A 19,204-nucleotide genomic window follows, 5' to 3' on the forward strand; every position below is an offset into this window, starting at 1 on the left:
CCTCTTTCGCGAGGGCCCCGTTTCCGGTGAGGCACCGGACGCGGGGCCCTCGCGCGTCTACAGCTGGCTCAGGATGGTCGGATCGGTGATCTTGGTGTCGTCCGCCAGCATCATCGCCTTGCTGAGGACGACCGCCAGCATGCGGTCGCCCTCGTAGGGCAGGTAGCCGGACTGCGCGGTGCCCGCGGCCGACTTGGGGACGATGCACAGGTACTGGTCGTTCGGACTCCTGAGGATGTTGCCCGAGCCCAGGTGGATCCTGTACGTGTGGCGCTCGCCCTTCACCTGGAGGAACCGGCCCTCCAGCGTGCAGCGGTCGGCTATCGCGAGCCTCGGTATCAGGCGTTCGAGCAGCGCGCGGCGCGTCTCGGCGCTCTGGCCCAGCTCTCCGAAGCCGTACGACGTCCAGTACTCGCGGAAGCGGCCGTCCGGGCCGCCGTCCTGCCAGGTCGGGTCGTTGCCGACACTGGCGACACCGACGAACAGGTCGACGTCCCGCAGGACTTCGGACAGCACGAGGGGCGGGATGTCGGCGAGGGGGAGCGGGCCGACCGGGTCGGCGCCGTCACGCAGCCACATGCGGTACTCGCCGCCGTAGCAGTGCGCCGAGTTCTCCGGGGCGTCGATCGGGTAGAAGCGGACCTGGTCGGTGCGCAGCCGGAGGTAGCTGCCGGACTCGGTGGTGTCGACGCCGTAGTCCTCGCCCTCACCCTCGATCCAGTACTCGGCGCGCAGGCCCCACTGCCGCAGTTCGCGGGTGGCCGGCGGGGCCTCGTCGTCGACGCACAGGCGGAGCTTGTTGCGCCAACCGCGGATCGCGGCGAGTGAGTGGAACTGGTGCTGGCGCAGGATGTGCGCCGCGAACCGGTTCGAGTACGTGCCGGTCGCACGCTCGGCGTCCGTGAGCAGGTACACCTCGCGATGGGCCTGCTTGAACGGCTGGGTGATCCGGTGCCGTTCCAGCCAGTCCCGCCAGGCGACGACGTGGGCCGGCTCGTGGTCCACGGGGTGCCAGAGCGCGACCTCGGCGCCCTCGGTGACGGGGTCGTCGGTGAGGGTGCGCGGGGCGCCGTCCGCGAAGCCGACGGTGGCGCCGTCGACGGTCCACAGCAGACGGCGGGCGAGCGTGCCGACGAGGGGATGGTCGAGGTAGCGCTCGCGCCAGGTGGCGTAGGACCAGGTCCGCCGGGCGAGGAACTGCCGGTCGAGCCGCTCGCTCTGGGCCGTGAGCATCTTGTCGATGTCCTTGACCGCCGCCTTGAGTTCCTTCAGCTCGTCGGCGTGGTCGCGCCGCACGGCGGCGGGGACGGCCTTGACGAGCTTGCCCGCCGCGTTCCGCCAGTTCAGCACCGCACGGGGACCGTCGACGCGCAGTTCGGCGGTGGCCTCGCCGAACGTGTACCGGGCGTGGCCGACGGCGGTGAGGCCGTACGCGGGGACGGCGAGCTCCTCGATCTCGTCGCGGCCGAGGCCGAGCGCCTGCGCCCGGGTGTCGAGCGCGGTGTCGAGCAGCTTGAGCGTGCCCTTGTAGGTGACACGGGTGGTGAGCCGTGCCAGTTCGGCGAGGGCGGCCTCGCCGTCGAGGCGGGCGAGGGCGTTGACGGCGGCGTTGGCGACCTTGGGGTTGCGCGGGCCGAGCCCCTGGACCTTCTTCAGGCAGGTTTCCACCAGGGTGCCGAGGGTGCGCGCGGTCCCGGCGTGGGCGGGCAGCAGGGCCAGCAGCCAGGTCAGTCCGCGCAGTGCGTTGGCGTTGTAGGGGTCCAGGGTGTCGTTGGGGTTCGGGCCGTAGTACGTGGACACCAGCGCGTGGGTGCGCGGCCGCCCCACCAGGCTCAGCCAGGGCAGCGCCCGCTGCCGCAGGGCCTCGGGTCCGACGGCGTCGATCAGGGACCGTGCCGTGCGCTCCCACTTCGCCGAGGGGCGGGCGGCGGTGGCGGTGGCGGAGTGGGCGAGCAGCCGCTGCCAGACCTCGTCGAGGCCGGAGATGTCCGCGAGCGCCTGGTCGGACCAGGCCTCTCCGGGGTTCAGGACGGGGTGGGTCATGCGCTTCACCAGGGGTCCGAGTTGCTGGGAGCCGTTCCAGAGCATGAGCTGGGAGCGGCGGACGACGGCGACGAACTCGCCGGGGAGGTCACGGCCCTCGGCCAGCTCCAGCTCCGCGAGACGCACCAGGTGCTCGGTGTGGTAGTGCATCTCCCGCTCGGCGGCGAGCCGGATCAGCGCGGCGCGGGTGTCGCGTGGCTGTCCGTCGAACAGGCCCTCGCCCTGGATCCAGTCGACCAGGTGCACGACGCGGCGGCGGACGGGCGCGCTCTCCTCCAGCTCGTGGTACCGGACGGCCAGGCAGTGCAGCAGTGCCGCCTTGAAGTGCGGGGGCGCGTCCCGCACGGCGGTGACGACCTTGCGGCCCTCCCCGCTCCAGTGGTCGTCGATCGTCTCGGCGAGGGCGAGGAGCCGGGGCACGGCCCCCTCGGCGTCCCCGGCGGCGATCAGGTCCAGGACGCTCCTGACCTGGTCGGCGTACTCGGCGGTCGATGTGATCATCAGCCACCGACCAGGGGGACGAGCTTGAGGAAGGTGACCTCGGTGCCGAACGTCAGCTCGATCTCCGCGTCCACGTCCGTGACCTGGCGGTCGCCCACGAGGATCACGAAGCCGTTGCCCGCGAAGGCCTTCAGCGCCAGCGCGGTCTGCGCCTCGGGGTCTATGCGCCGGGGGGTGCGCAACGCGTACCCGTTCAGCACCCGTTCGGTGTCCGAGGGCTGCACGAGGCCACGGAACACGCCCGGTGTGCGCGCGTTGTACTCGGCGACCTCCTGGAACACCCGGCGCCTGATCAACTCACCCACGGTGAGCCGCTCCTCGGCGACCTCGAGCTCCCAGCCCGCGCCCCTGTCCCCCGTCGTCGTCTCGTCGACGAACGTCACGATTGCCATGACGACGACGGTAAGGGCCACCACTGACAATGCCGGGGTTCGGACGCTCGCCGACCTACGCTGACGGCATGTCAGATGACGAGTCGTACGAGCTGCTCGGTTTCGACAACGTGCTGCTGCCCGTCGGGGACCTCGGCGAGGCCGTCGGATTCTACGAGCGGGCCGGTTTCACGACGGGGTTCCGGATCGACGAGGCGGGGATCGCGTTGCTGAGGGTCGGGGGTGAGACGCCCGGGCTCCTGCTGCGCGAGGAGGAGGAGTTCGGGCACCGGCCACCGCCGTGGCCGTCCCCGCGCGTGTGGGTGGAGGTGCCGGACGCGCGGGTGGCGGCGGAGTCGCTGACCGCCGCGGGCATCGCGCTGCTCGACGCCCCCTCCCCCGTGGTCACCGGCTGGACGGTCGAGATCGCCGACCCCTGGGGGAACGTCGTCGGGTTCACGGACTACAGCAAACGGCCGGAGTTGGGCCGGATCTCCTGACGCGGGCCCCGTCGGCACCAGGCCCTCCACCCCCACTTGAACACGTTCAAAAACAGGGCTACAGTCATCCCTGTCAGCGTTTTGAACGCGTTCAAGAAAGGGTGGGGGACATGGATCGCACGGTCGTCGCCTACGTCATCTATCTGGTCGTCAGCATCTGCCTGACCATCTGGGTGGCCCGCACGCTCAGCCGGAACGGGCGGGTCTTCCTGGCCGACGTGCTGCACGGCAACGAGAAGCTCGCCGATGCCGTCAACCATCTCTTGGTGGTCGGCTTCTACCTGGTCAACCTCGGCTTCGTCGCGCTGTACCTGAGCGGCGACGAGACCATCCGCGACACACGCGGCGTCTTCGAGGCGCTGTCGACCAAGCTCGGTGTGGTGCTGCTGGTGCTCGGGGTGATGCACCTGGGCAACGTGTACGTGCTCAACCGGATCCGGCGGCGCGGCGTCATGGAGCGTGAGCAGCAGCCGCCGGTCGCGCCCCAGGGCTGGGCCGCTCCGGCGGCCGGGGCATGAGCACCGTGGGGACCGCGCAGGGGGGCCGCGCACCGCGGCTCGGCCGCGGTGACGGTGCTGCCGCCCCGGACGGGGGTCGGGGCGGCAGCGACGCCGCTGCGGCGGTGGTGGTGAGCCGGGGCGCGGTGCGTGCCCCGGTTCGCCGGCTGACCGTGCTGTACGACGCCAACTGCGCGCTGTGCGCCTTCCTGCGCGACTGGCTGGCACGACAGCGGCAGCTGGTGCCGCTGGACCTGGTGCCCGCCGGTTCCGCCGAGGCGCGGCGGCGCCTTCCCGGCCTCGACCACGGCACGACCCTCGACGACATCACCGTCGTCGGTGACGGCGGGCAGGTCTACCGGGGCGCCGCCGCGTGGATCGTCACCCTGTGGGCGCTGCGCGAGCACCGCCCGCTGGCCCATCGCCTGAGCACGCCGGCGGGGATACGCCTCGCCAAAGGGGCGGCACTGGCCGCCGCGAAGTGGCGTGGCGGGCAGGGGGGCGGACAGGCGTACCGGCGCGCCGAGGGGTGGACGTACGAACCGTCCCTGGGCTGGGTGTATCTCCCCAAGGGGTGCGCGGACGGCGCCTGTCCCACTGACTAGGCTCTCTTCGTGCCCGCGAACAACGACAGCCCGAACGACCGCCCCGGCGCGGGCGGCGACACGCCTGCCAAGGCCGAGCAGACCAAGTCCGAGCAGACCCGCGCACTGATCCTGGAGACCGCGATGCGGCTGTTCCGGGAGCGCGGGTACGACAAGACCACCATGCGGGCCATCGCGCAGGAGGCGGGGGTCTCCGTCGGCAACGCGTACTACTACTTCGCCGGCAAGGAGCACCTCATCCAGGGCTTCTACGACCGGGTCGCCGCCGAGCACCAGGCGGCGGTCCGGGACGTGCTGGAGCGGGAGACCGATCTGGAGTCACGGCTCGCCGGCGTCCTGAAGGCCTGGCTGGACGTGGCGATGCCGTACCACGAGTTCGCGGTGCAGTTCTTCAAGAACGCCGCCGACCCGGACAGCCCGCTCAGCCCGTTCTCCCCGGAGTCGGAGCACGCGCGCGAGGAGGCCATCAGCGTCCACCGGGAGGTGCTGTCGGGTTCGAGGACCAAGGTGGCGCCGGAGCTGCGCGACATCCTTCCGGAGCTGATGTGGCTCTCCCAGATGGGCCTCGTCCTGTACTGGATCTTCGACCGCACGGAGGGGCGGGAGCGCAGCTACCGCCTGGCCGAACGGGGCGCCCGCCTCACCGCCCGTGGCGTCTCCCTGGCCCGCTTCCGGGTGCTCAGGCCGCTGGTGCTGGAGGTCCACGAGCTGTTCACGGACTTCCTGCCCGGGATGACCAAGGCGCTGCCGGATCCGGGAGGCAAGGGCCGGGCGGGCTGATCCACGATCGGGTGAAGCGCCACGATCGGGACGTTCGGGTCCTCACCGGCCTACGATGATGCTCTCGACACCAGCCCCTAGGAGGCACGCGATGTCCGCTGCATCCGTCGAGCAGCCCTTCGACGACGACGAGCCGTTCTCGCTCACGGCCATCGCCGACGAGATCATGGAGCGCCATCCGGGCTACCGCGTCGAGATCATCGGCGGCCACCTCCTCGTGACCCCATCACCGGATGCCCCGCACGCCGTTGTTCTGACAGACATCATGGTCCCTTTCCTCGCCGCCGGAATGCACGGCGAGGAAAGCAAGGTCGTCCAGAACGTCGGCCTCTGGCTGCCCACCGGCGCCGAGGACTATGCCATCCCGGATCTCGTCGTAGTGGATGCCGACATCTACGACCACCTTGTCGAGAACAACGCCTACGACCCAGTCTGCTTCCGCCTCGTTCTGGAGGTCACTTCCGGCAACTGGCGGGACGACCTGAAGACCAAGGTCGCCGCCTACGCCGAGGCCAAGGTGCCGGTCTACGTCGTCGTCGATCGCAAGCACCAGCGCCTGCACGTGCTCACCGAGCCGGCCGGAAGCGCGTACGTCAGCCACCGTGTACATGCCCCCGGCGAGACCGTCTCGCTGCCCGAGACGATCGGCGCCGAGGTCACCCTCGATGTGGAGCAGATCATCAAGGCCGGGCAGCGGAAGGCTGACTGACGGCGTCCACCTCCCCCTCCGCCAGCTCCACGTCATACACCGACGGCCCCTCACCGACCGCCACCTGACCCTCGCGTGAGGGGTGCGTCGCCGCCGTCACCGTCAGCAGATACGTCCCCGGCCCCGGTACGGCCACGATGTACGAACCGTCCGCCAGCGACGTCACCCGGTCCAGCCGGCGTCCGCCGCGCGACAGCAGGGTCACCGCGGCGTCAGGGACGGGCTCGCCGTCCGCCGTACGGATGAAGCCGTGGACGACGGAGGCGGGACCGCTCGTCTCGTGGGCGGGCTCCTCCTCCCGCGGCTCCACCGCCAGGTGCGGCAGCCGCTTCTCCAGCCCCGGCGGCAGCCACCAGTTGGAGTTGCCCAGCAGGTGCATCGCAGCCGGCACCAGCGCCGTGCGCAGGATGAACGCGTCGAGCGCCACCGCCGCCGCCAGGCCGATGCCGGCCATCGCGCCCTCCATGTCGCCGCTCAGCACGAACGCGGAGAAGACACAGATCATGATCAGTGCCGCGCAGTTGATGACGCGGCTGGTCTCCGCGAGGCCGACACGCACCGCGCGCGCGTTGTCCTTGGTGTGCACCCACTCCTCGTGCATCCGGCTCACCAGGAACACCTGGTAGTCCATCGACAGGCCGAACAGCAGCGACAACATGATGACCGGCAGGAACGCCGTGATCGGGCCCTCCTTGCCGATGCCGAGCAACTCCGTGCCCCAGCCCCACTGGAAGATCGCCACCAGGACGCCGAAGGACGCGGCCGCGGCGATCAGGTTCATCAGTGCCGCCGTCAGCGGCACCACCAGCGAGCGGAAGGCCACCAGCAACAGCAGGAAACCGAGCGCGATGATCGTCGCGACGAAGTACGGCAGCCGGTCGCCGGTCACCGACGCGAAGTCCTTGAAGACCGCCGTCACGCCACCCACATGGGCCTCGGCGCCGGACGCCGGGATCACCTCGTCGCGCAGCACGTCGATCAGCCGGTCGGTCTCCTCGGACTGCGGTGAGGTCGTCGGCACCACCTGGATCACCGTGACGTCGTTCGCGGGCGGCAGCGCCGCCACCTGGGCGACACCGTCGGCCGACTCGATGCGCGACACCAGCGCGTCGGGTGCCGCGCCGTCCACCACGACCTGGAGCGGCCCGTTGAAGCCGGGCCCGAAGCCCTCGGCGAGCAGGTCGTAGGCCTGCCGGGTGGTCTGCGTCTCCTGGTGGTTGCCCTGGTCGGTGGCGCCCAGCCGGATGGACAGCACGGGCAGGGACAGCACCACCATGACCGCCAGCGCGAGCGCCGCAATCGTGCGCGGACGCCGCTGGACGTAGGCCGACCAGCGAGCCGCGAGGCCGCTCGCCTCCTCCGGCTCCGGCCCCGCGTGGGCCAGCCGGGCACGCTGGCGGCGGCTGAGCACCCGCATGCCGAGCAGACCGAGCAGCGCGGGCAGCAGCGTGACGGCCGCGAGGACGCTGAACACGACGGTGAGGGAGGTCGCGACGACCACACCGTCCAGGAAGCGCAGGTTCATCACCAGCATGCCCGCCAGCGCGATGCAGACCGTGCCACCGGCGAACAGCACCGCGCGGCCGGAGGTGTTGAGGGCGGTGACGGCCGCCTCCTCGGGCTTGGTCCCGCGCAGGATGCCGCGCCGGTGGCGGGTCACGATGAACAGCGCGTAGTCGATGCCGACCCCGAGACCGATCAGCGAGCCGAGCAGCGGCGCCACGTCGGGCACGTTCGTGGCATGGCTGAGCAGCATCGTCGAGAGCATGCCGGTGCCGACGCCGAAGACCGCCACGACGATCGGCAGCAGCATCGCGAACAGCGAGCCGAACGCCAGGAACAGCACGATCGCCGCCGCCCCGATGCCGACCAGTTCGGCCGTGCCGGTGGGCGGCTCCTGGGTGCGCGCGATCGCCTGCCCGCCCAGCTCGACCTGGAGTCCGTCGCGTTGCGCCGCCCGCGCGGTGTCCACGACGTCCTCGATCAGCTCCATCGGGACGGCGTTCGCCTGCTCGGTGAAGGTCACCTGGGCGTACGCGATCCGCCCGTCCCGGCTGATCTGTGTCGCGCCCCGCTCACCGGCGTAGGGGCCGGTGACCTCGCCGACGCCGTCCATCGCGCCGATGCTCGCCAGCGCGGGCTCGATCCGGGACCGTACCCCCTCGTCCCGGACCGAGCCCTCGTCGACCTTCCACACCACCGTGCCGGTGTCGCCGGCGCTCTCCGGGAAGGCCTTCTCCATCAGGTCGTACGCGCGCTTCGAGTCGGTGTCGGGCAGGGAGAAGACGTTCGCGTAGTCCGTTCCCGCCGTCGTCGCCGTGACACCCAGGCCGAACAACGCCCCCACCCACAGCACCAGGACCACCAGCCGGTGTCGATAGCACCAGCGTGCCAATGTCGCCACGCTCTACGCTCCTTCGTCGCAAGTCGGTCGGTCCCCCAGGTCCTGGGCAACAGGATTGGCGGCGGCGCGCGGGTGGGGACACGACGCGGCCATGACTCTCAAGGAACTCCAAAGCGATCCCGGGCCCCGTTGTCGGTGGCCGCGCCGATACTGGGGACATGACGACGGCTCCCGGCACCGTGCTGGTCGTGGAGGACGAGGTGAGCATCGCCGACGTCCTCGCGATCGCCCTGCGCTACCACCGTTTCGAGGTCATGACCGCGGGCACCGTCCGCGAGGCGCTCGCCCTGGCCGAGCGCACCCGGCCCGACGCGGCGCTGCTCGACGTCATGCTCCCGGACGGCGACGGCCGGGCGCTCGGCCGCGAACTGCGCGCGCGGCGGCCCGACCTGGCGCTGGTCTTCCTCACCGCGCGCGACTCGCCCGCGGAGATCGTCGGCGCCCTCGGCTTCGGCGACGACTACATCACCAAACCCTTCAACATCGACGAGGTGGTCGCCCGGGTCACCGCGGTGCTGCGCCGCACCCGGCCCGCCGACGTCCTGCCGCAGCGCCCGCCCCTGCGCTACGGCGACCTGGAGCTGGACGAGACGACGTACCGGGTGCACCGCGCGGGCAAGTCGGTCGAGCTGACCCCCACCGAGTACGCGCTGCTGCGCTTCCTGGTGCGCAACGGCGGCCGGATCGTGCCCAAGGAGCAACTCCTGCGGCACGTCTGGCAGTACGAGCACGCGCCGTCCGAGTCGACCGTCGTGGAGACCTACATCAGCTATCTGCGGCGCAAGCTGGACGCCCTGGGACCGCCCGTGATCACCACCCGGCGCGGTGTCGGCTACGGACTGGCATGAGGTGGCCGAAGGGGCGTCGCGCGCGCGGCCCACGCTCCCTGCGCGGCAAGCTGACCATGGCGAACGTGCTGCTGCTGGCCCTCGGCGTCGTCGTCGCGACCTGCGTCAGCGTGATGGGCATGCGGCTCTACCTGCTCGACGCCGTCGACCGGGAGCTGATGGTGTCCCGGGACTCGATCGGGGAGACCCCGCTGACCTTCGAGCAGGTCGACTCCCTGACCGCGCTGTTCGCCCTGAGCGAAAAGATGGGAGCGGAGGCCTCCGGCGACGACACCGACTCCCTGGTGCAGGGCTCGCTCTTCGTGGCCGTCGACCGCGACGGGCGGGCCCGGACGATCGGCGGCATCGCCCCGACCGGCATCCAGCGGGCCCTGGCCGACGCCGTGGACGACCCGGCGGCCCTCGCCGCCGACACCGAGCCGCACGACCTGCAGATGCGGGGCGGCCACTACCGCGTCACCGCCGGGCAGCTCGCCGACGGCACGACCGTGCTGCTCGCCGCCTCGACCGAGTCCCTCAGGGAGGTGGTCACCCGGGCCCTGAAGCTCGACATCGCGGCCGGCATCCTGCTGACGGCCATGCTGGCCTGGCTGACGATGTTCAGCGTGCGGCGCCGCACCCAGCCGCTGGAGGACATGGTCGAGACGTCCACGGCCATCGCGGAGGGCGACCTGACCCGGCGCGTGCCCTCCAGCCGCGAGCCCACCCTGGAGGTCGAGCAGCTGCGGCTCGCCCTCAACTCCATGCTCCACCAGGTGGAGTCGGCCTACCGCACCCGTGAGCACAGCGCCGCCCAGCTGCGCCGCTTCGTCGCGGACGCCTCGCACGAACTGCGCACCCCGCTGTCCGCGATACGCGGCTACCTCCAGCTCTACGACAAAGGCATGCTGCGGGACCCGGCGGAACGCAAGCGCGCGTGGGAGCGGGTGCTCGCGGAGGCCGACCGCATGGGCCGGCTCGTCGACGAACTGCTCACGCTCGCCCGCCTCGACCAGGAACCCCAACTGCGGTTCCGTGACGTCGACGTGAGCCGCCTGGTGCGCGACGCGGCCGAGGACCTGCGTGTGCAGCAGCCGGAGCGGCCGATATCCGTCCGGGCGGAGGGCTCGGTGCTGGTGCACGCCGACGAGTCGGGGCTGCGGCAGGTCCTCGGCAACCTGGTGACCAACGTGCGCATCCACACGCCCGCCGACGTGCCGGTGCGGCTCGGGGTGGAGCGGGCGGACGACGGGGCCGTGCGGCTGTGTGTCGCCGACGACGGGCCGGGGCTGGACGCGGACGACGCGGGCCGCATCTTCGACCGCTTCTTCCGCACCGGAGGCGGCGCGGGCAGCGGGCTGGGGATGGCGATCGTGCAGGGTGTGGTCGACGCGCACGGGGGCGAGGTGGGGGTGCGTACGGCGCCGGGCGAGGGGCTCGCGGTAACGGTGACGCTGCCGGTGCGGGCCCGGGTGGGGGCATAGGGCGGAAGCGGCGCGCCTGTGACGAGTAGAGCCGCGCGGGGGCCTACGCCGGGCCCTGTGCCTCAGAGTGCACCAGCGCCCACACCGTCTTGCCGTGGGTGCCCCTGCTCCAGACGCCCCACGCGGTGGCGACGTGCTCCACGAGGTGCAGGCCCCGGCCGGCCTCCTGGTCGTCGTCGACGGTCCGCAGGCGGGGCATGCGGGCACCCTCGTCGGAGACCTCGATGAGGCAGGAGCCGTCGGCGAGAGCGGTCACCGCTATCTCGAACTCGGCCTCCGTCAACGGCCCGTGGCGTACGACGTTGGTGGCGAGCTCGGACACCAGCAGCACGGCGTCGGCCAGCGCCGGGCTCCCGGCGCCGAGCCCCCAGTCGGTCAGATGGTCCCGCACCCGGCGACGGGCGAGACCGACGGAGGCCGGGTGCCGGGGCAGCCGGAAGGCGTAGCGTCTCACCACGTTCACTCCTCACCCCGTACACACCTGCGACACATGGTGCTGTGTCCGAGGGCTGTCCGGCATCACTTGGGCGGATCCGGTGACTGTCGAAGCCGCGCAACGGCGTCCGTTCGCCGCCGCGGGCCGGGCGGGCGTCAGATCCGGGTGAGCCGCCACAGGCACGGCACCCGGGCGCCGTCGGTGAGGCACGGGTGGCCACGGATGGCGTGCGGCGGGGAGCCGGCCGCCGAAACGGCCCCGAGCACCGTCGATGTCGCGGCGCTCACCGTCGATGTCGCGGCGCTCCGCGTGCGAACCGATCGCATCGGTGCCCTCCCCAAGGCCCCAGGTGCCACTTCCCCATGGCACCGCCACTCCATCACGGGGTGCTTCCGGTGCGGAAGGCGACTTGGTCGAGAGGGGGGCGAACTTGTCGGGTGTTTGCTTCCGGGGGGTTTCACACGCTGTTCACGAGGGAGTGGCTGTGCGGGAATGCGCGGTGGACGCATTCCCGCACGGAAGGGCCCGGCCGTCGCCGCCGGGCGGCCTACGCCTGGGCCGACGCCAGCTCGATCACCGTGATGTCGGAGGGGGCACCCACGCGCGTGGGCGGTCCCCAGGCGCCGGCGCCGCGGCTGACGTACAACTGGGTGTCGCCGTAGCGCTCCAGGCCCGCCAGGGTCGGGTTCGCGGCCGCCGCGACGAGGTTGCCGGGCCAGAGCTGACCGCCGTGGGTGTGGCCGGAGAGCTGGAGGTCCACGTGGTGCTCGACGGCCTCGTGGATCTGGACCGGCTGATGGGCGAGGAGCACGCACGCGCGCGTGGTGTCGCGGTCGCCGAGCGCACGGGCGAAGTCGGGCCCCTGTCCCTCGCTCTCGCCCGCGACGTCGTTGACGCCCGCCAGGTCGAACCAGGGCAGTTCCGTCCGCGCGTTCTCCAGCGGGCGCATGCCCAGCCGCCGCACCTGCTCGATCCACTGCTCGGCGCCGGAGAAGTACTCGTGGTTGCCGGTGACGAAGTACGTACCGTGCCGGGCGCGCAGCTGGGCCAGGGGCGCGGCCGCGGGGCCCAGGTCCTTCACGCTGCCGTCGACGAGGTCACCGACGACCGCGATCAGGTCCGGCTGGGTGCTGTTGATCGTGTCCACGACCTTCTGGGCGAAGCCCCGGCCGAGCACCGGGCCCAGGTGGACGTCACTGACCACGGCGATCCGGAAACCGTGTGCCGCGCGCGGGAGCTTGGCCAGCGGAACGGTGACGCGCTTGACGCCAGGTCCGTCGAGGACGCCGTAGGTACCGACACCGACCGTGCCGACGGCCGCCGCGGCGGCGGCACCCGCGACGACACGGGAGACGAACAGCCGGCGGGAGGGGCCGGGGTGCGCCGGTTCCTCGCCGGAGGCGGTCGTCCCGGTCTCCGGGCCGGCGCCCTCCGTGGACGGCTCGTCGGGGACGGGCCCGGCGGGCGGCTCCTGCGACACGGCCTCCTGGGGCGGCGCGCCTGCCGGTATCGGCTCGGGCCGCGGCGCCGGGCGGGCCACTCCGGCGTCGGCCGGCCCCCGACGCGCGTCCCGGCGCTCCAGCAGACGCCGGAGCAGCGGTCGTACGACCTCACCGGCCACCACGCCGAGCAGCAGATAGATCGAGAGCGCCAGCCACAGGAAGCCCGGCCACGCGAGGGTGCGCTGGAGCCAGAAGGGCGCGCCGGCGCGTTCGGCCACCAGTGCGCCGATCGCGAGCGCCCACCCGCCCGCGAGTACCACCGCACCCGCCCGGCGTCCGCCCGGGGTCCGGATGGTGTCGCGGAACAGGCGGCGCCACACGTACCAGTTCGCCCCGACGATGACGCTCACCACGACGAGCAGGAAGACGATCACCATTCCGTTGTTCTCTCCTTGGCCAAGGTCCTGCGGATTGCTATGACTTGCGGCGCAGTGCGCGCACTCCGCGCAACCCGATGACCCCGACGACCGTCCCCAATACGAGGGAGACGACGGCGAGCGTCAGATGCACCCAGAAGTACGCCGTCGGTCGACCGTCCTCGAAAGCCAGCCCGCTGCTGTCCTTGATCAGGTTGTTGACGAAAGTGACCCAGATGACCCAGCTCCACACCCCGAAGGCGAGCAGGAACCAGGAGATCGGGCGGCTGAGTCTCATGCGTTCAGTATCACCGCCGGGTGTCCGGTTCGTGCGCCGGGGTGGGGCGGGCGACGGGACTTCCGGGGACCGTACATGTACGTTCTCGGTCGTGCCCGCACCGATGAAGACCGCCCGCGCACCGAAAACGACCGCCCGGCGCTCCCTGCTGCTCGCATCCGCGACCCTGTTGACCGTTTCGCTGACCGCGCCCGCCGCTCTCGCGGCGCCCCGCCCGTCACCGAGTTCCTCGACCAGCCCGTCCGCGACTCCCCCGGCGAACATGTCGACGGTGGGCGGCGCGCGACTGGGCCGTCCGGGGACGCAGGTGAACCTGGCGAGCGGGGTCCCGGTGCTGCCCAAGGACGTCTCCGCACGCTCCTGGATCATCGCCGACGCCGAGTCGGGCGAGGTGCTCGCCTCGCACAACTCGCACTGGCGGCTGGCTCCCGCGAGCACCCTGAAGATGCTGTTCGCGGACACGCTGCTGCCGAAGTTCCCCAAGACGATGACCCGCAAGGTGGCGCCGACCGACCTGGCGGGCATCGGCTCCGGATCCAGCATGGTCGGGATAAAGGAGAACGAGACGTACACCGTCCACGACCTGTGGCTCGGTGTCTTCCTGCGCTCCGGCAACGACGCCGTGCACGTGCTGTCCGCCATGAACAAGGGCGTCCGCAACACCGTTCAGGAGATGAACCGGCACGCCGAGGAGCTCCAGGCCCTCGACACGCATGTGATCACCCCCGACGGCTACGACGCCGCGGGCCAGGTCTCCTCCGCGTACGACCTGACGCTGATCGCCCGTTCCGGGCTGCAGAAGAAGGACTTCCGCGAGTACTGCTCGACGGTGAGCGCGAAGTTCCCGGGGCAGACCACGAAGAACAAGAAGGGCCGGCCGGTCCGCGAGACCTTCGAGATCCAGAACACCAACCGGCTGCTGACCGGCGACTCCGACATCTCCCAGTACCAGGGCATCGCGGGCGTCAAGAACGGCAACACCACCAACGCGGGCGCCACGTTCACGGGCGTCGCGGAACGGGGCGGCAAGGTACTGCTCGTGACCGTGATGAACCCCGAGAAGGGCGAGCACAACCAGGTCTACAAGGAGACCGCGCGACTGTTCGACTGGGGCTTCAAGGCGGCCGGGAAGGTGGAGCCGGTGGGTGAGCTGGTGCCGCCCAGGGGCGCGGCGGGGGCCGAGGCCGGCGCCACCGCGTCCGCCTCCGAGGGGGCCGCGTCCGGCGAGGCGGGCGGGGGCTCCGGGAGCGCCGGGGAGTCGGGCAAGCCGGTGGCGAGTTCGACGGCCGGGAACGCCTCCACCGGCGTCGGTATCGCCCTCGCCGTCACGGCGGGACTCCTCGCGCTGATCGCGGCCGGCGCGGTCCTGGTCAACCGACGGTGGCCGCTGCGCAGGCGGTGAGCTGGTCAACGGGGGGGGGGAGGCCTGCGCGGCCGGTGAGCGTCGGCCAGGCGTGGGCGGGGCGCCGTACGAGGTGTGAGCGGGGTGCCGTACGAGACGTGAGCGGGGCGCCGTTCGACGTGTGGGGCCGGGGCGCTGTACGAGGTGTGAGCGGGGTGCCGTACGAGGCGCGGCGGGGCGCCGTACGACGTGTGGCCGGGGCGCCCTACGAGGCGCGGCCGGGGCGCCATACGACGTGTGGCCGGGGCGCTGTACGAGGCGCGGACGGCGTGCCGCGGGAGCGGACGGGGCGCCGCGGGAGCTAGCGGACGGCGTGCGCGGGGGCGCTGGTCAGCCCCCTCCGGGAACGGCCGCGCCCGCCATGCCGTTCCCGTCGATGCCGTCGGCCCCGCCGGCCTCCGCGTGCTCGTCCTCCGCCTCCTTGCTCGGCGTCGCCGTCCACGCCGCGCAGAACAGGACCAGCTTCGACGTGAAGTTGATCCACAGCAGGAGCGCGACGGGAACGCCGAACGCGCCGTACATGCTCTTCGCGGCAATCCCCTGGATGTAGCTGCTGAGCAGCAGCTTCAGCAGCTCGAACCCGACCGCGCCGAGCAACGCGCCCACCACCAGCCGCCGCCGGGACGGTTCGACGCCGGGCAGCAGCGTGAGGACGTACAGCAGGAGCAGGAAGGCGGCGAGCACGGCGACGGCGAACGCGGCGGTGCGCAGCAGCACGCTCCCCCACCCGTGTTCCTCCAGGCCCGTCCGGCGGGCGCTCCAGCCGACCGTGGCCGACGCGACGGTGGACGCGGCGAGCGTGACCAGCAGCGCACCGCCGAGTCCGAGCAGCACGCCGGTGTCCTTCGCCTTGCGCAGGAGGGGGTTCTCCTCCTCGTCCGGCAGTTCCCACACCGCGCGCAGGCAGTCGCGCATCGAGCCGACCCAGCCGATGCCGGTGAACAGCAGCAGCGCGCCGGCGATGACCCCGACGGTGCCGGCGTTGTCGACCAAGGCGCCGATGTTCAACTGCTCGGAGATGCCGGGGATCTGCTCCGCGATCTTGTCCTGGATCTCCTTCTGCTGCTCCGTGCTCAGCGTGGCGGCGGCGATCGCGGCGCCGACAGTGAGCAGCGGGAACAGCGCCACGAAGCTGGTGAACGTCATCGCGGCGGCCAGCCGTGTCCACTTCACACGGTCCAGCCGCTCGTACGACCGCCACGCGTGCGTCACCATCAGCCGAGTGGCGAGGGGGCCGATGACGGGGAGCTTTTTCAGCCAGTCCATGATCCGAGCCTGCCCTCCGCTTCACCGCCGATACGGCCGACGCGGCCGCCGGCCCCACGGCCGATGCCGAACTCCACTGTCCTGGTGCCCCGGAACCGGGGGTTCGTGACCGACACCGCGGCACTGTTCGCGCCAACGTCCCGGAAGTACGGGAATATTGGGCGACATCCCATTAATCACCCATTCCGGGTAGGGGGTGGATGTTCCAGGATCAATACGACACATACGGCGTTACGGTCACCACCATGCCTGCCGACACCGCCCCCGACACCGCGCCCCCCGCCGCCCGCTCCGCCGCGTCGGGGTGGGGCCGCACCACGGCCGCCACCGCCCGCCTGATCCGCCCCCGGACCTATCAGGAGGCCGTGGCGGCCGTCCAGGACTGCGGGGCCCGCGGCGGCATCCCGAGGGGCCTGGGGCAGGCGTACGGGGACGCGGCGCGGAACGCCGGCGGGACGGTGCTCGACATGACCGGCCTCGACCGCGTACACGCCATCGACGCCGCCGGCGGCACCGTCCTGTGCGACGCGGGCGTCTCCCTGCACCGTCTGGCGCAAGTGCTGCTGCCGCTCGGCTGGTTCGTGCCGGTGACGCCCGGCTCGCGCCACGTCACGGTCGGCGGGGCGATCGCCGCCGACGTCCATGGCGGGAACCACCACACCGCGGGCTCCTTCAGCCGGCATGTGCCCTCCCTCGAACTCCTCACCGCAGACGGCGAGATCAGCACCGTCAGCCAGGGGACGCCCCTGTTCGACGCGACGGCGGGCGGCATGGGCCTCACGGGCGTCATCCTCACGGCGGCCCTCCGGCTCCAGCCGGTGGACACGGCGTGGATGAGGGTCGAGACCGAGCGCGCCGACGACCTCGACGATCTGCTCGCCCGCCTGACGGCCGACGCCCACCGCCACACCTACGCGTCCGCCTGGATCGACCTGCTGGCCCGCGGCGCGGCCACGGGGCGGGCGGTGCTGACCCTGGCCGACCACGCGCCGCTGGAGGCACTGCGCGGGGGCACACGCGCGCGGAGGGACCCGCTGGCCTCCCGTCCCGCGCACCTCCCCGAACTCCCCGCCGCCCTCGTCGCACCCGGCCTCCCCGGCCTCGTGCCGGAGGGTCTGCTGAACCGTCGTACGGCGGGGCTGCTCAACGACCTGTGGTTCCGGAAGGCGCCACGCGCGCGTACCGCCCGACTCCAGCGGCTCTCCGCCTTCTTCCCCCTCCTGGACGGCGTTCCGCACCGAACCCGGCTCCCCGGCCGGGGCGGTGTCGTGCGGTACCGGTTCGTCGTCGGACACGGCCAGGAGGACACCCTCGGCCGGATCGTGCGGCGTATCGCCGCGCGCCGCCGCCCCGCGTGCGTGGCCGTCCTCGAACGCTTCGGCCAGGCCGCCCCGGGATGGCTCTCCTTCCCCGTGCCCGGCTGGACGCTGTCCCTGGACATCCCGGCCGCCCTGCCGGGCCTCGCCGCCTTCCTCGACGAACTGGACGAGGAGGTGGCGGCCGCGGGGGGCCGGGTCTGCCTCGCCGGGGACTCCCGGCTCCGCCCCGACCTGCTCGCCCCGATGTACCCCAAGCTCGCCGAGTTCCGCGCGCTGCGCGCGGAACTGGATCCCCGCGGGGTCTTCACCTCGGACCTCTCCCGCCGACTCGGGCTGTAGCCCACCCCGGCCACGACGGCCGCCGGCCCGCCGCCCCGCCGCCGGACTCCTCCCCGTCGCCCGGTCGGCACCCGACCCCCTGCCGAGCCCGTACCCCGCACCTCCCCAGGAGCTGTCATGAAGGACGCCTTCGGTCTCCCCCAGTCCCTCCTCGTCCTCGGCGGCACGTCCGAGATCGCGCTGGCCACCGCCCGCCGTCTGCTCATGCGCCGGACCCGCACCGTGTGGCTGGCCGGACGCCCCTCGCCCGCCCTGGAGGAGGCCGCGGAAGGCTTGCGCGCCCGCGGCGCCGAGGTGCACACCGTCGCCTTCGACGCGCTCGACCCCGAGTCCCACGAGACCGTGCTCGGCAAGGTCTTCGCGGAGGGCGACATCGACATGGTGCTGCTCGCGTTCGGGATCCCCGGCGACCAGGCGCAGGACGAGCGCGAGACGGCGGGGGCGGTCCGCGTGGCGCAGACCAACTACACGGGGGCCGTCTCGGCGGGCCTGGTCAGTGCCCGCGCGTTGCAGGCGCAGGGACACGGCTCCCTGGTCGTCCTGTCTTCCGTCGCGGCCGAACGCGCCCGCCGGGCCGACTTCATCTACGGCTCCAGCAAGGCCGGCCTCGACGCCTTCGCCCAGGGTCTGGGTGACGCGCTGCACGGGACCGGGGTACACGTCATGGTCGTGCGTCCCTGGTTCGTCCGCTCGAAGACGACCGAGGATCTGGCCGAGACCCCCTTCGCCACCAGCCCGGAAGCGGTCGCGACGGCCGTCGAACTGGGCCTGCGGCGCCGCTCGGAGACGGTGTGGGTACCGGGGGCGCTGCGCCTCGTGATGGCGGCGCTGCGGCACGTTCCGCGCCGGGTGTTCCGGCGTCTGCCGCTGTAGCGGCCCGGCGCCGACGCAGGCGCGCGTTTCCCGGGACAGGCCTCAGCGGCTGGAGATGGTGCCCCGCTCCACGCGTCCCGCCTGCGGAGGCACCACCGCCGCACCGAAGGTGAAGTCCCGCAGCTTGCGCCACACCCCGTCGGCGCCCTGCTCGTAGAGACCGAACCCGGTGCAGGCCCATTCGGCCTGGTAGTCGGCGAGTTCGTCGAAGGCACGGTCCATGGCCGCCTCGTCGATGCCGTGGGCGACGGTGACGTGCGGGTGGTAGGGGAACTGCAGTTCGCGCGCCACGGGGCCGGAGGCGTCCCGGACCTGCCTCTGCAGCCAGGTGCAGGCCTCGGCGCCGTCGACGACCCGGACGTACACGACCGGCGAGACGGGCCGGAAGGTCCCGGTGCCGGACAGCCGCATCACGAAGGGGCGGCCGGCGGTGGCGACGTCGGCGAGGTGCGCCTCGACGGCGGGCAGTTCCGCGTGGTCGACCTCGGTCGGCGGCAGCAGGGTGACATGCGTGGGGATACCGTGAGCCGCGGCGTCGCCGAAGCCCACGCGCCGCTGCTGGAGCAGGCTGCCGTGCGGCTCCGGGACCGCGATCGACACACCGATCGTTACGGTCCCCACGTCGTCTCCTGTCGTCGTGTCGGGTACGCATTTTCGGGCGGGCACGGGTGGCCGTTGTCTCGGCCGTCCGG

At 72.2% G+C, this 19,204-nt stretch carries 18 protein-coding genes; 10 read left to right on the forward strand and 8 right to left on the reverse strand.

The features are described 5' to 3' along the window. Positions 1-57: 57 nt before the first annotated feature. A complete protein-coding gene (locus ACZ7LV_RS22125) occupies positions 58-2,544 on the reverse strand; it encodes a DUF4132 domain-containing protein (RefSeq protein ID WP_471941522.1) in 2,487 nt (828 codons plus the stop codon). Next, a complete protein-coding gene (locus tag ACZ7LV_RS22130; protein WP_471941524.1) occupies positions 2,544-2,936 on the reverse strand; it encodes a hypothetical protein in 393 nt (130 codons plus the stop codon). Before ACZ7LV_RS22130 ends, ACZ7LV_RS22125 begins: the two co-directional genes overlap by 1 nt. A gap of 68 nt (positions 2,937-3,004) precedes the next feature. Between ACZ7LV_RS22130 and ACZ7LV_RS22135 the strand changes: the two genes are divergently transcribed. The 5 genes from ACZ7LV_RS22135 (at position 3,005) to ACZ7LV_RS22155 (ending at position 6,006) form a co-directional block, all read left to right on the forward strand. Then, positions 3,005-3,415, forward strand: coding sequence for a VOC family protein (locus ACZ7LV_RS22135; protein WP_471941526.1), 411 nt, complete (start codon positions 3,005-3,007; stop codon positions 3,413-3,415). Between the two features lie 110 nt (positions 3,416-3,525). Then, on the forward strand, positions 3,526-3,933 hold the full coding sequence (locus ACZ7LV_RS22140; RefSeq protein WP_471941528.1) for a hypothetical protein: 408 nt from the start codon (positions 3,526-3,528) through the stop codon (positions 3,931-3,933). A 104-nt stretch (positions 3,934-4,037) separates the two neighbouring features. Then, the gene (locus ACZ7LV_RS22145) at positions 4,038-4,517 is read left to right on the forward strand and encodes a thiol-disulfide oxidoreductase DCC family protein (RefSeq protein ID WP_471941944.1); all 480 of its coding nucleotides are present in this window, start codon (positions 4,038-4,040) and stop codon (positions 4,515-4,517) included. A gap of 9 nt (positions 4,518-4,526) precedes the next feature. Continuing rightward, on the forward strand, positions 4,527-5,297 hold the full coding sequence (locus tag ACZ7LV_RS22150) for a TetR/AcrR family transcriptional regulator (RefSeq protein ID WP_471941530.1): 771 nt from the start codon (positions 4,527-4,529) through the stop codon (positions 5,295-5,297). 91 nt (positions 5,298-5,388) lie between these two features. Continuing rightward, complete coding sequence (locus tag ACZ7LV_RS22155) at positions 5,389-6,006, forward strand: Uma2 family endonuclease (RefSeq protein ID WP_471941532.1); 618 nt, start codon at positions 5,389-5,391, stop codon at positions 6,004-6,006. Here ACZ7LV_RS22155 and ACZ7LV_RS22160 read toward each other — a convergent pair. Next, complete coding sequence (locus ACZ7LV_RS22160; RefSeq protein ID WP_471941946.1) at positions 5,978-8,401, reverse strand: MMPL family transporter; 2,424 nt, start codon at positions 8,399-8,401, stop codon at positions 5,978-5,980. The two genes, ACZ7LV_RS22155 and ACZ7LV_RS22160, sit on opposite strands and share 29 nt — an antisense overlap. 167 nt (positions 8,402-8,568) lie before the next feature. Between ACZ7LV_RS22160 and ACZ7LV_RS22165 the strand changes: the two genes are divergently transcribed. Together ACZ7LV_RS22165 and ACZ7LV_RS22170 are read left to right on the forward strand one after the other, a co-directional pair. After that, on the forward strand, positions 8,569-9,258 hold the full coding sequence (locus ACZ7LV_RS22165; protein ID WP_471941534.1) for a response regulator transcription factor: 690 nt from the start codon (positions 8,569-8,571) through the stop codon (positions 9,256-9,258). Continuing rightward, positions 9,255-10,721 (forward strand): sensor histidine kinase, encoded by a 1,467-nt coding sequence (locus tag ACZ7LV_RS22170; RefSeq protein ID WP_471941536.1) that lies wholly within the window; start codon positions 9,255-9,257, stop codon positions 10,719-10,721. Before ACZ7LV_RS22165 ends, ACZ7LV_RS22170 begins: the two co-directional genes overlap by 4 nt. 43 nt (positions 10,722-10,764) lie before the next feature. Here the strand turns inward: ACZ7LV_RS22170 and ACZ7LV_RS22175 are convergent, their stop codons facing one another. From ACZ7LV_RS22175 to ACZ7LV_RS22185, 3 genes are all read right to left on the reverse strand, one after another. After that, positions 10,765-11,178 carry an ATP-binding protein gene (locus ACZ7LV_RS22175; RefSeq protein WP_471941538.1) on the reverse strand — a complete coding sequence of 138 codons (414 nt, stop codon included), beginning with the start codon at positions 11,176-11,178 and terminating at the stop codon, positions 10,765-10,767. A 526-nt stretch (positions 11,179-11,704) separates the two neighbouring features. After that, a complete protein-coding gene (locus ACZ7LV_RS22180; RefSeq protein ID WP_471941540.1) occupies positions 11,705-13,036 on the reverse strand; it encodes a metallophosphoesterase in 1,332 nt (443 codons plus the stop codon). A 37-nt stretch (positions 13,037-13,073) separates the two neighbouring features. Further along, positions 13,074-13,313 (reverse strand): SCO4848 family membrane protein, encoded by a 240-nt coding sequence (locus ACZ7LV_RS22185; protein WP_471941542.1) that lies wholly within the window; start codon positions 13,311-13,313, stop codon positions 13,074-13,076. 103 nt (positions 13,314-13,416) lie between these two features. Between ACZ7LV_RS22185 and ACZ7LV_RS22190 the strand changes: the two genes are divergently transcribed. Next, positions 13,417-14,715, forward strand: coding sequence for a D-alanyl-D-alanine carboxypeptidase family protein (locus tag ACZ7LV_RS22190; RefSeq protein ID WP_471941948.1), 1,299 nt, complete (start codon positions 13,417-13,419; stop codon positions 14,713-14,715). A gap of 330 nt (positions 14,716-15,045) precedes the next feature. Here the strand turns inward: ACZ7LV_RS22190 and ACZ7LV_RS22195 are convergent, their stop codons facing one another. Continuing rightward, positions 15,046-15,981 (reverse strand): YihY/virulence factor BrkB family protein, encoded by a 936-nt coding sequence (locus ACZ7LV_RS22195; protein ID WP_471941543.1) that lies wholly within the window; start codon positions 15,979-15,981, stop codon positions 15,046-15,048. A 245-nt stretch (positions 15,982-16,226) separates the two neighbouring features. On the opposite strand from ACZ7LV_RS22195, the gene ACZ7LV_RS22200 reads away from it, so the two are divergent. Further along, positions 16,227-17,639, forward strand: coding sequence for an FAD-binding oxidoreductase (locus tag ACZ7LV_RS22200; protein WP_471941545.1), 1,413 nt, complete (start codon positions 16,227-16,229; stop codon positions 17,637-17,639). A gap of 117 nt (positions 17,640-17,756) precedes the next feature. Then, on the forward strand, positions 17,757-18,512 hold the full coding sequence (locus ACZ7LV_RS22205) for a decaprenylphospho-beta-D-erythro-pentofuranosid-2-ulose 2-reductase (protein ID WP_471941547.1): 756 nt from the start codon (positions 17,757-17,759) through the stop codon (positions 18,510-18,512). 42 nt (positions 18,513-18,554) lie between these two features. Here the strand turns inward: ACZ7LV_RS22205 and ACZ7LV_RS22210 are convergent, their stop codons facing one another. Further along, positions 18,555-19,133 (reverse strand): 2'-5' RNA ligase family protein, encoded by a 579-nt coding sequence (locus tag ACZ7LV_RS22210; RefSeq protein WP_471941549.1) that lies wholly within the window; start codon positions 19,131-19,133, stop codon positions 18,555-18,557. Positions 19,134-19,204 lie beyond the last annotated feature (71 nt).

It is taken from the genome of Streptomyces sp. NPDC107562 (assembly GCF_055657325.1).

Excerpts from the sequence above, each read along its gene's own strand:
- ACZ7LV_RS22165 (WP_471941534.1), top strand. The coding sequence starts at position 8,569 with ATGACGACGGCTCCCGGCACCGTGCTGGTCGTGGAGGACGAGGTGAGC.
- ACZ7LV_RS22130 (WP_471941524.1), bottom strand. The coding sequence starts at position 2,936 with ATGGCAATCGTGACGTTCGTCGACGAGACGACGACGGGGGACAGGGGC.
- ACZ7LV_RS22185 (WP_471941542.1), bottom strand. The coding sequence starts at position 13,313 with ATGAGACTCAGCCGCCCGATCTCCTGGTTCCTGCTCGCCTTCGGGGTG.
- ACZ7LV_RS22180 (WP_471941540.1), bottom strand. The coding sequence starts at position 13,036 with ATGGTGATCGTCTTCCTGCTCGTCGTGGTGAGCGTCATCGTCGGGGCG.
- ACZ7LV_RS22170 (WP_471941536.1), top strand. The coding sequence starts at position 9,255 with ATGAGGTGGCCGAAGGGGCGTCGCGCGCGCGGCCCACGCTCCCTGCGC.
- ACZ7LV_RS22190 (WP_471941948.1), top strand. The coding sequence starts at position 13,417 with ATGAAGACCGCCCGCGCACCGAAAACGACCGCCCGGCGCTCCCTGCTG.
- ACZ7LV_RS22155 (WP_471941532.1), top strand. The coding sequence starts at position 5,389 with ATGTCCGCTGCATCCGTCGAGCAGCCCTTCGACGACGACGAGCCGTTC.
- ACZ7LV_RS22140 (WP_471941528.1), top strand. The coding sequence starts at position 3,526 with ATGGATCGCACGGTCGTCGCCTACGTCATCTATCTGGTCGTCAGCATC.
- ACZ7LV_RS22195 (WP_471941543.1), bottom strand. The coding sequence starts at position 15,981 with ATGGACTGGCTGAAAAAGCTCCCCGTCATCGGCCCCCTCGCCACTCGG.
- ACZ7LV_RS22205 (WP_471941547.1), top strand. The coding sequence starts at position 17,757 with ATGAAGGACGCCTTCGGTCTCCCCCAGTCCCTCCTCGTCCTCGGCGGC.
- ACZ7LV_RS22200 (WP_471941545.1), top strand. The coding sequence starts at position 16,227 with ATGCCTGCCGACACCGCCCCCGACACCGCGCCCCCCGCCGCCCGCTCC.
- ACZ7LV_RS22125 (WP_471941522.1), bottom strand. The coding sequence starts at position 2,544 with ATGATCACATCGACCGCCGAGTACGCCGACCAGGTCAGGAGCGTCCTG.
- ACZ7LV_RS22135 (WP_471941526.1), top strand. The coding sequence starts at position 3,005 with ATGTCAGATGACGAGTCGTACGAGCTGCTCGGTTTCGACAACGTGCTG.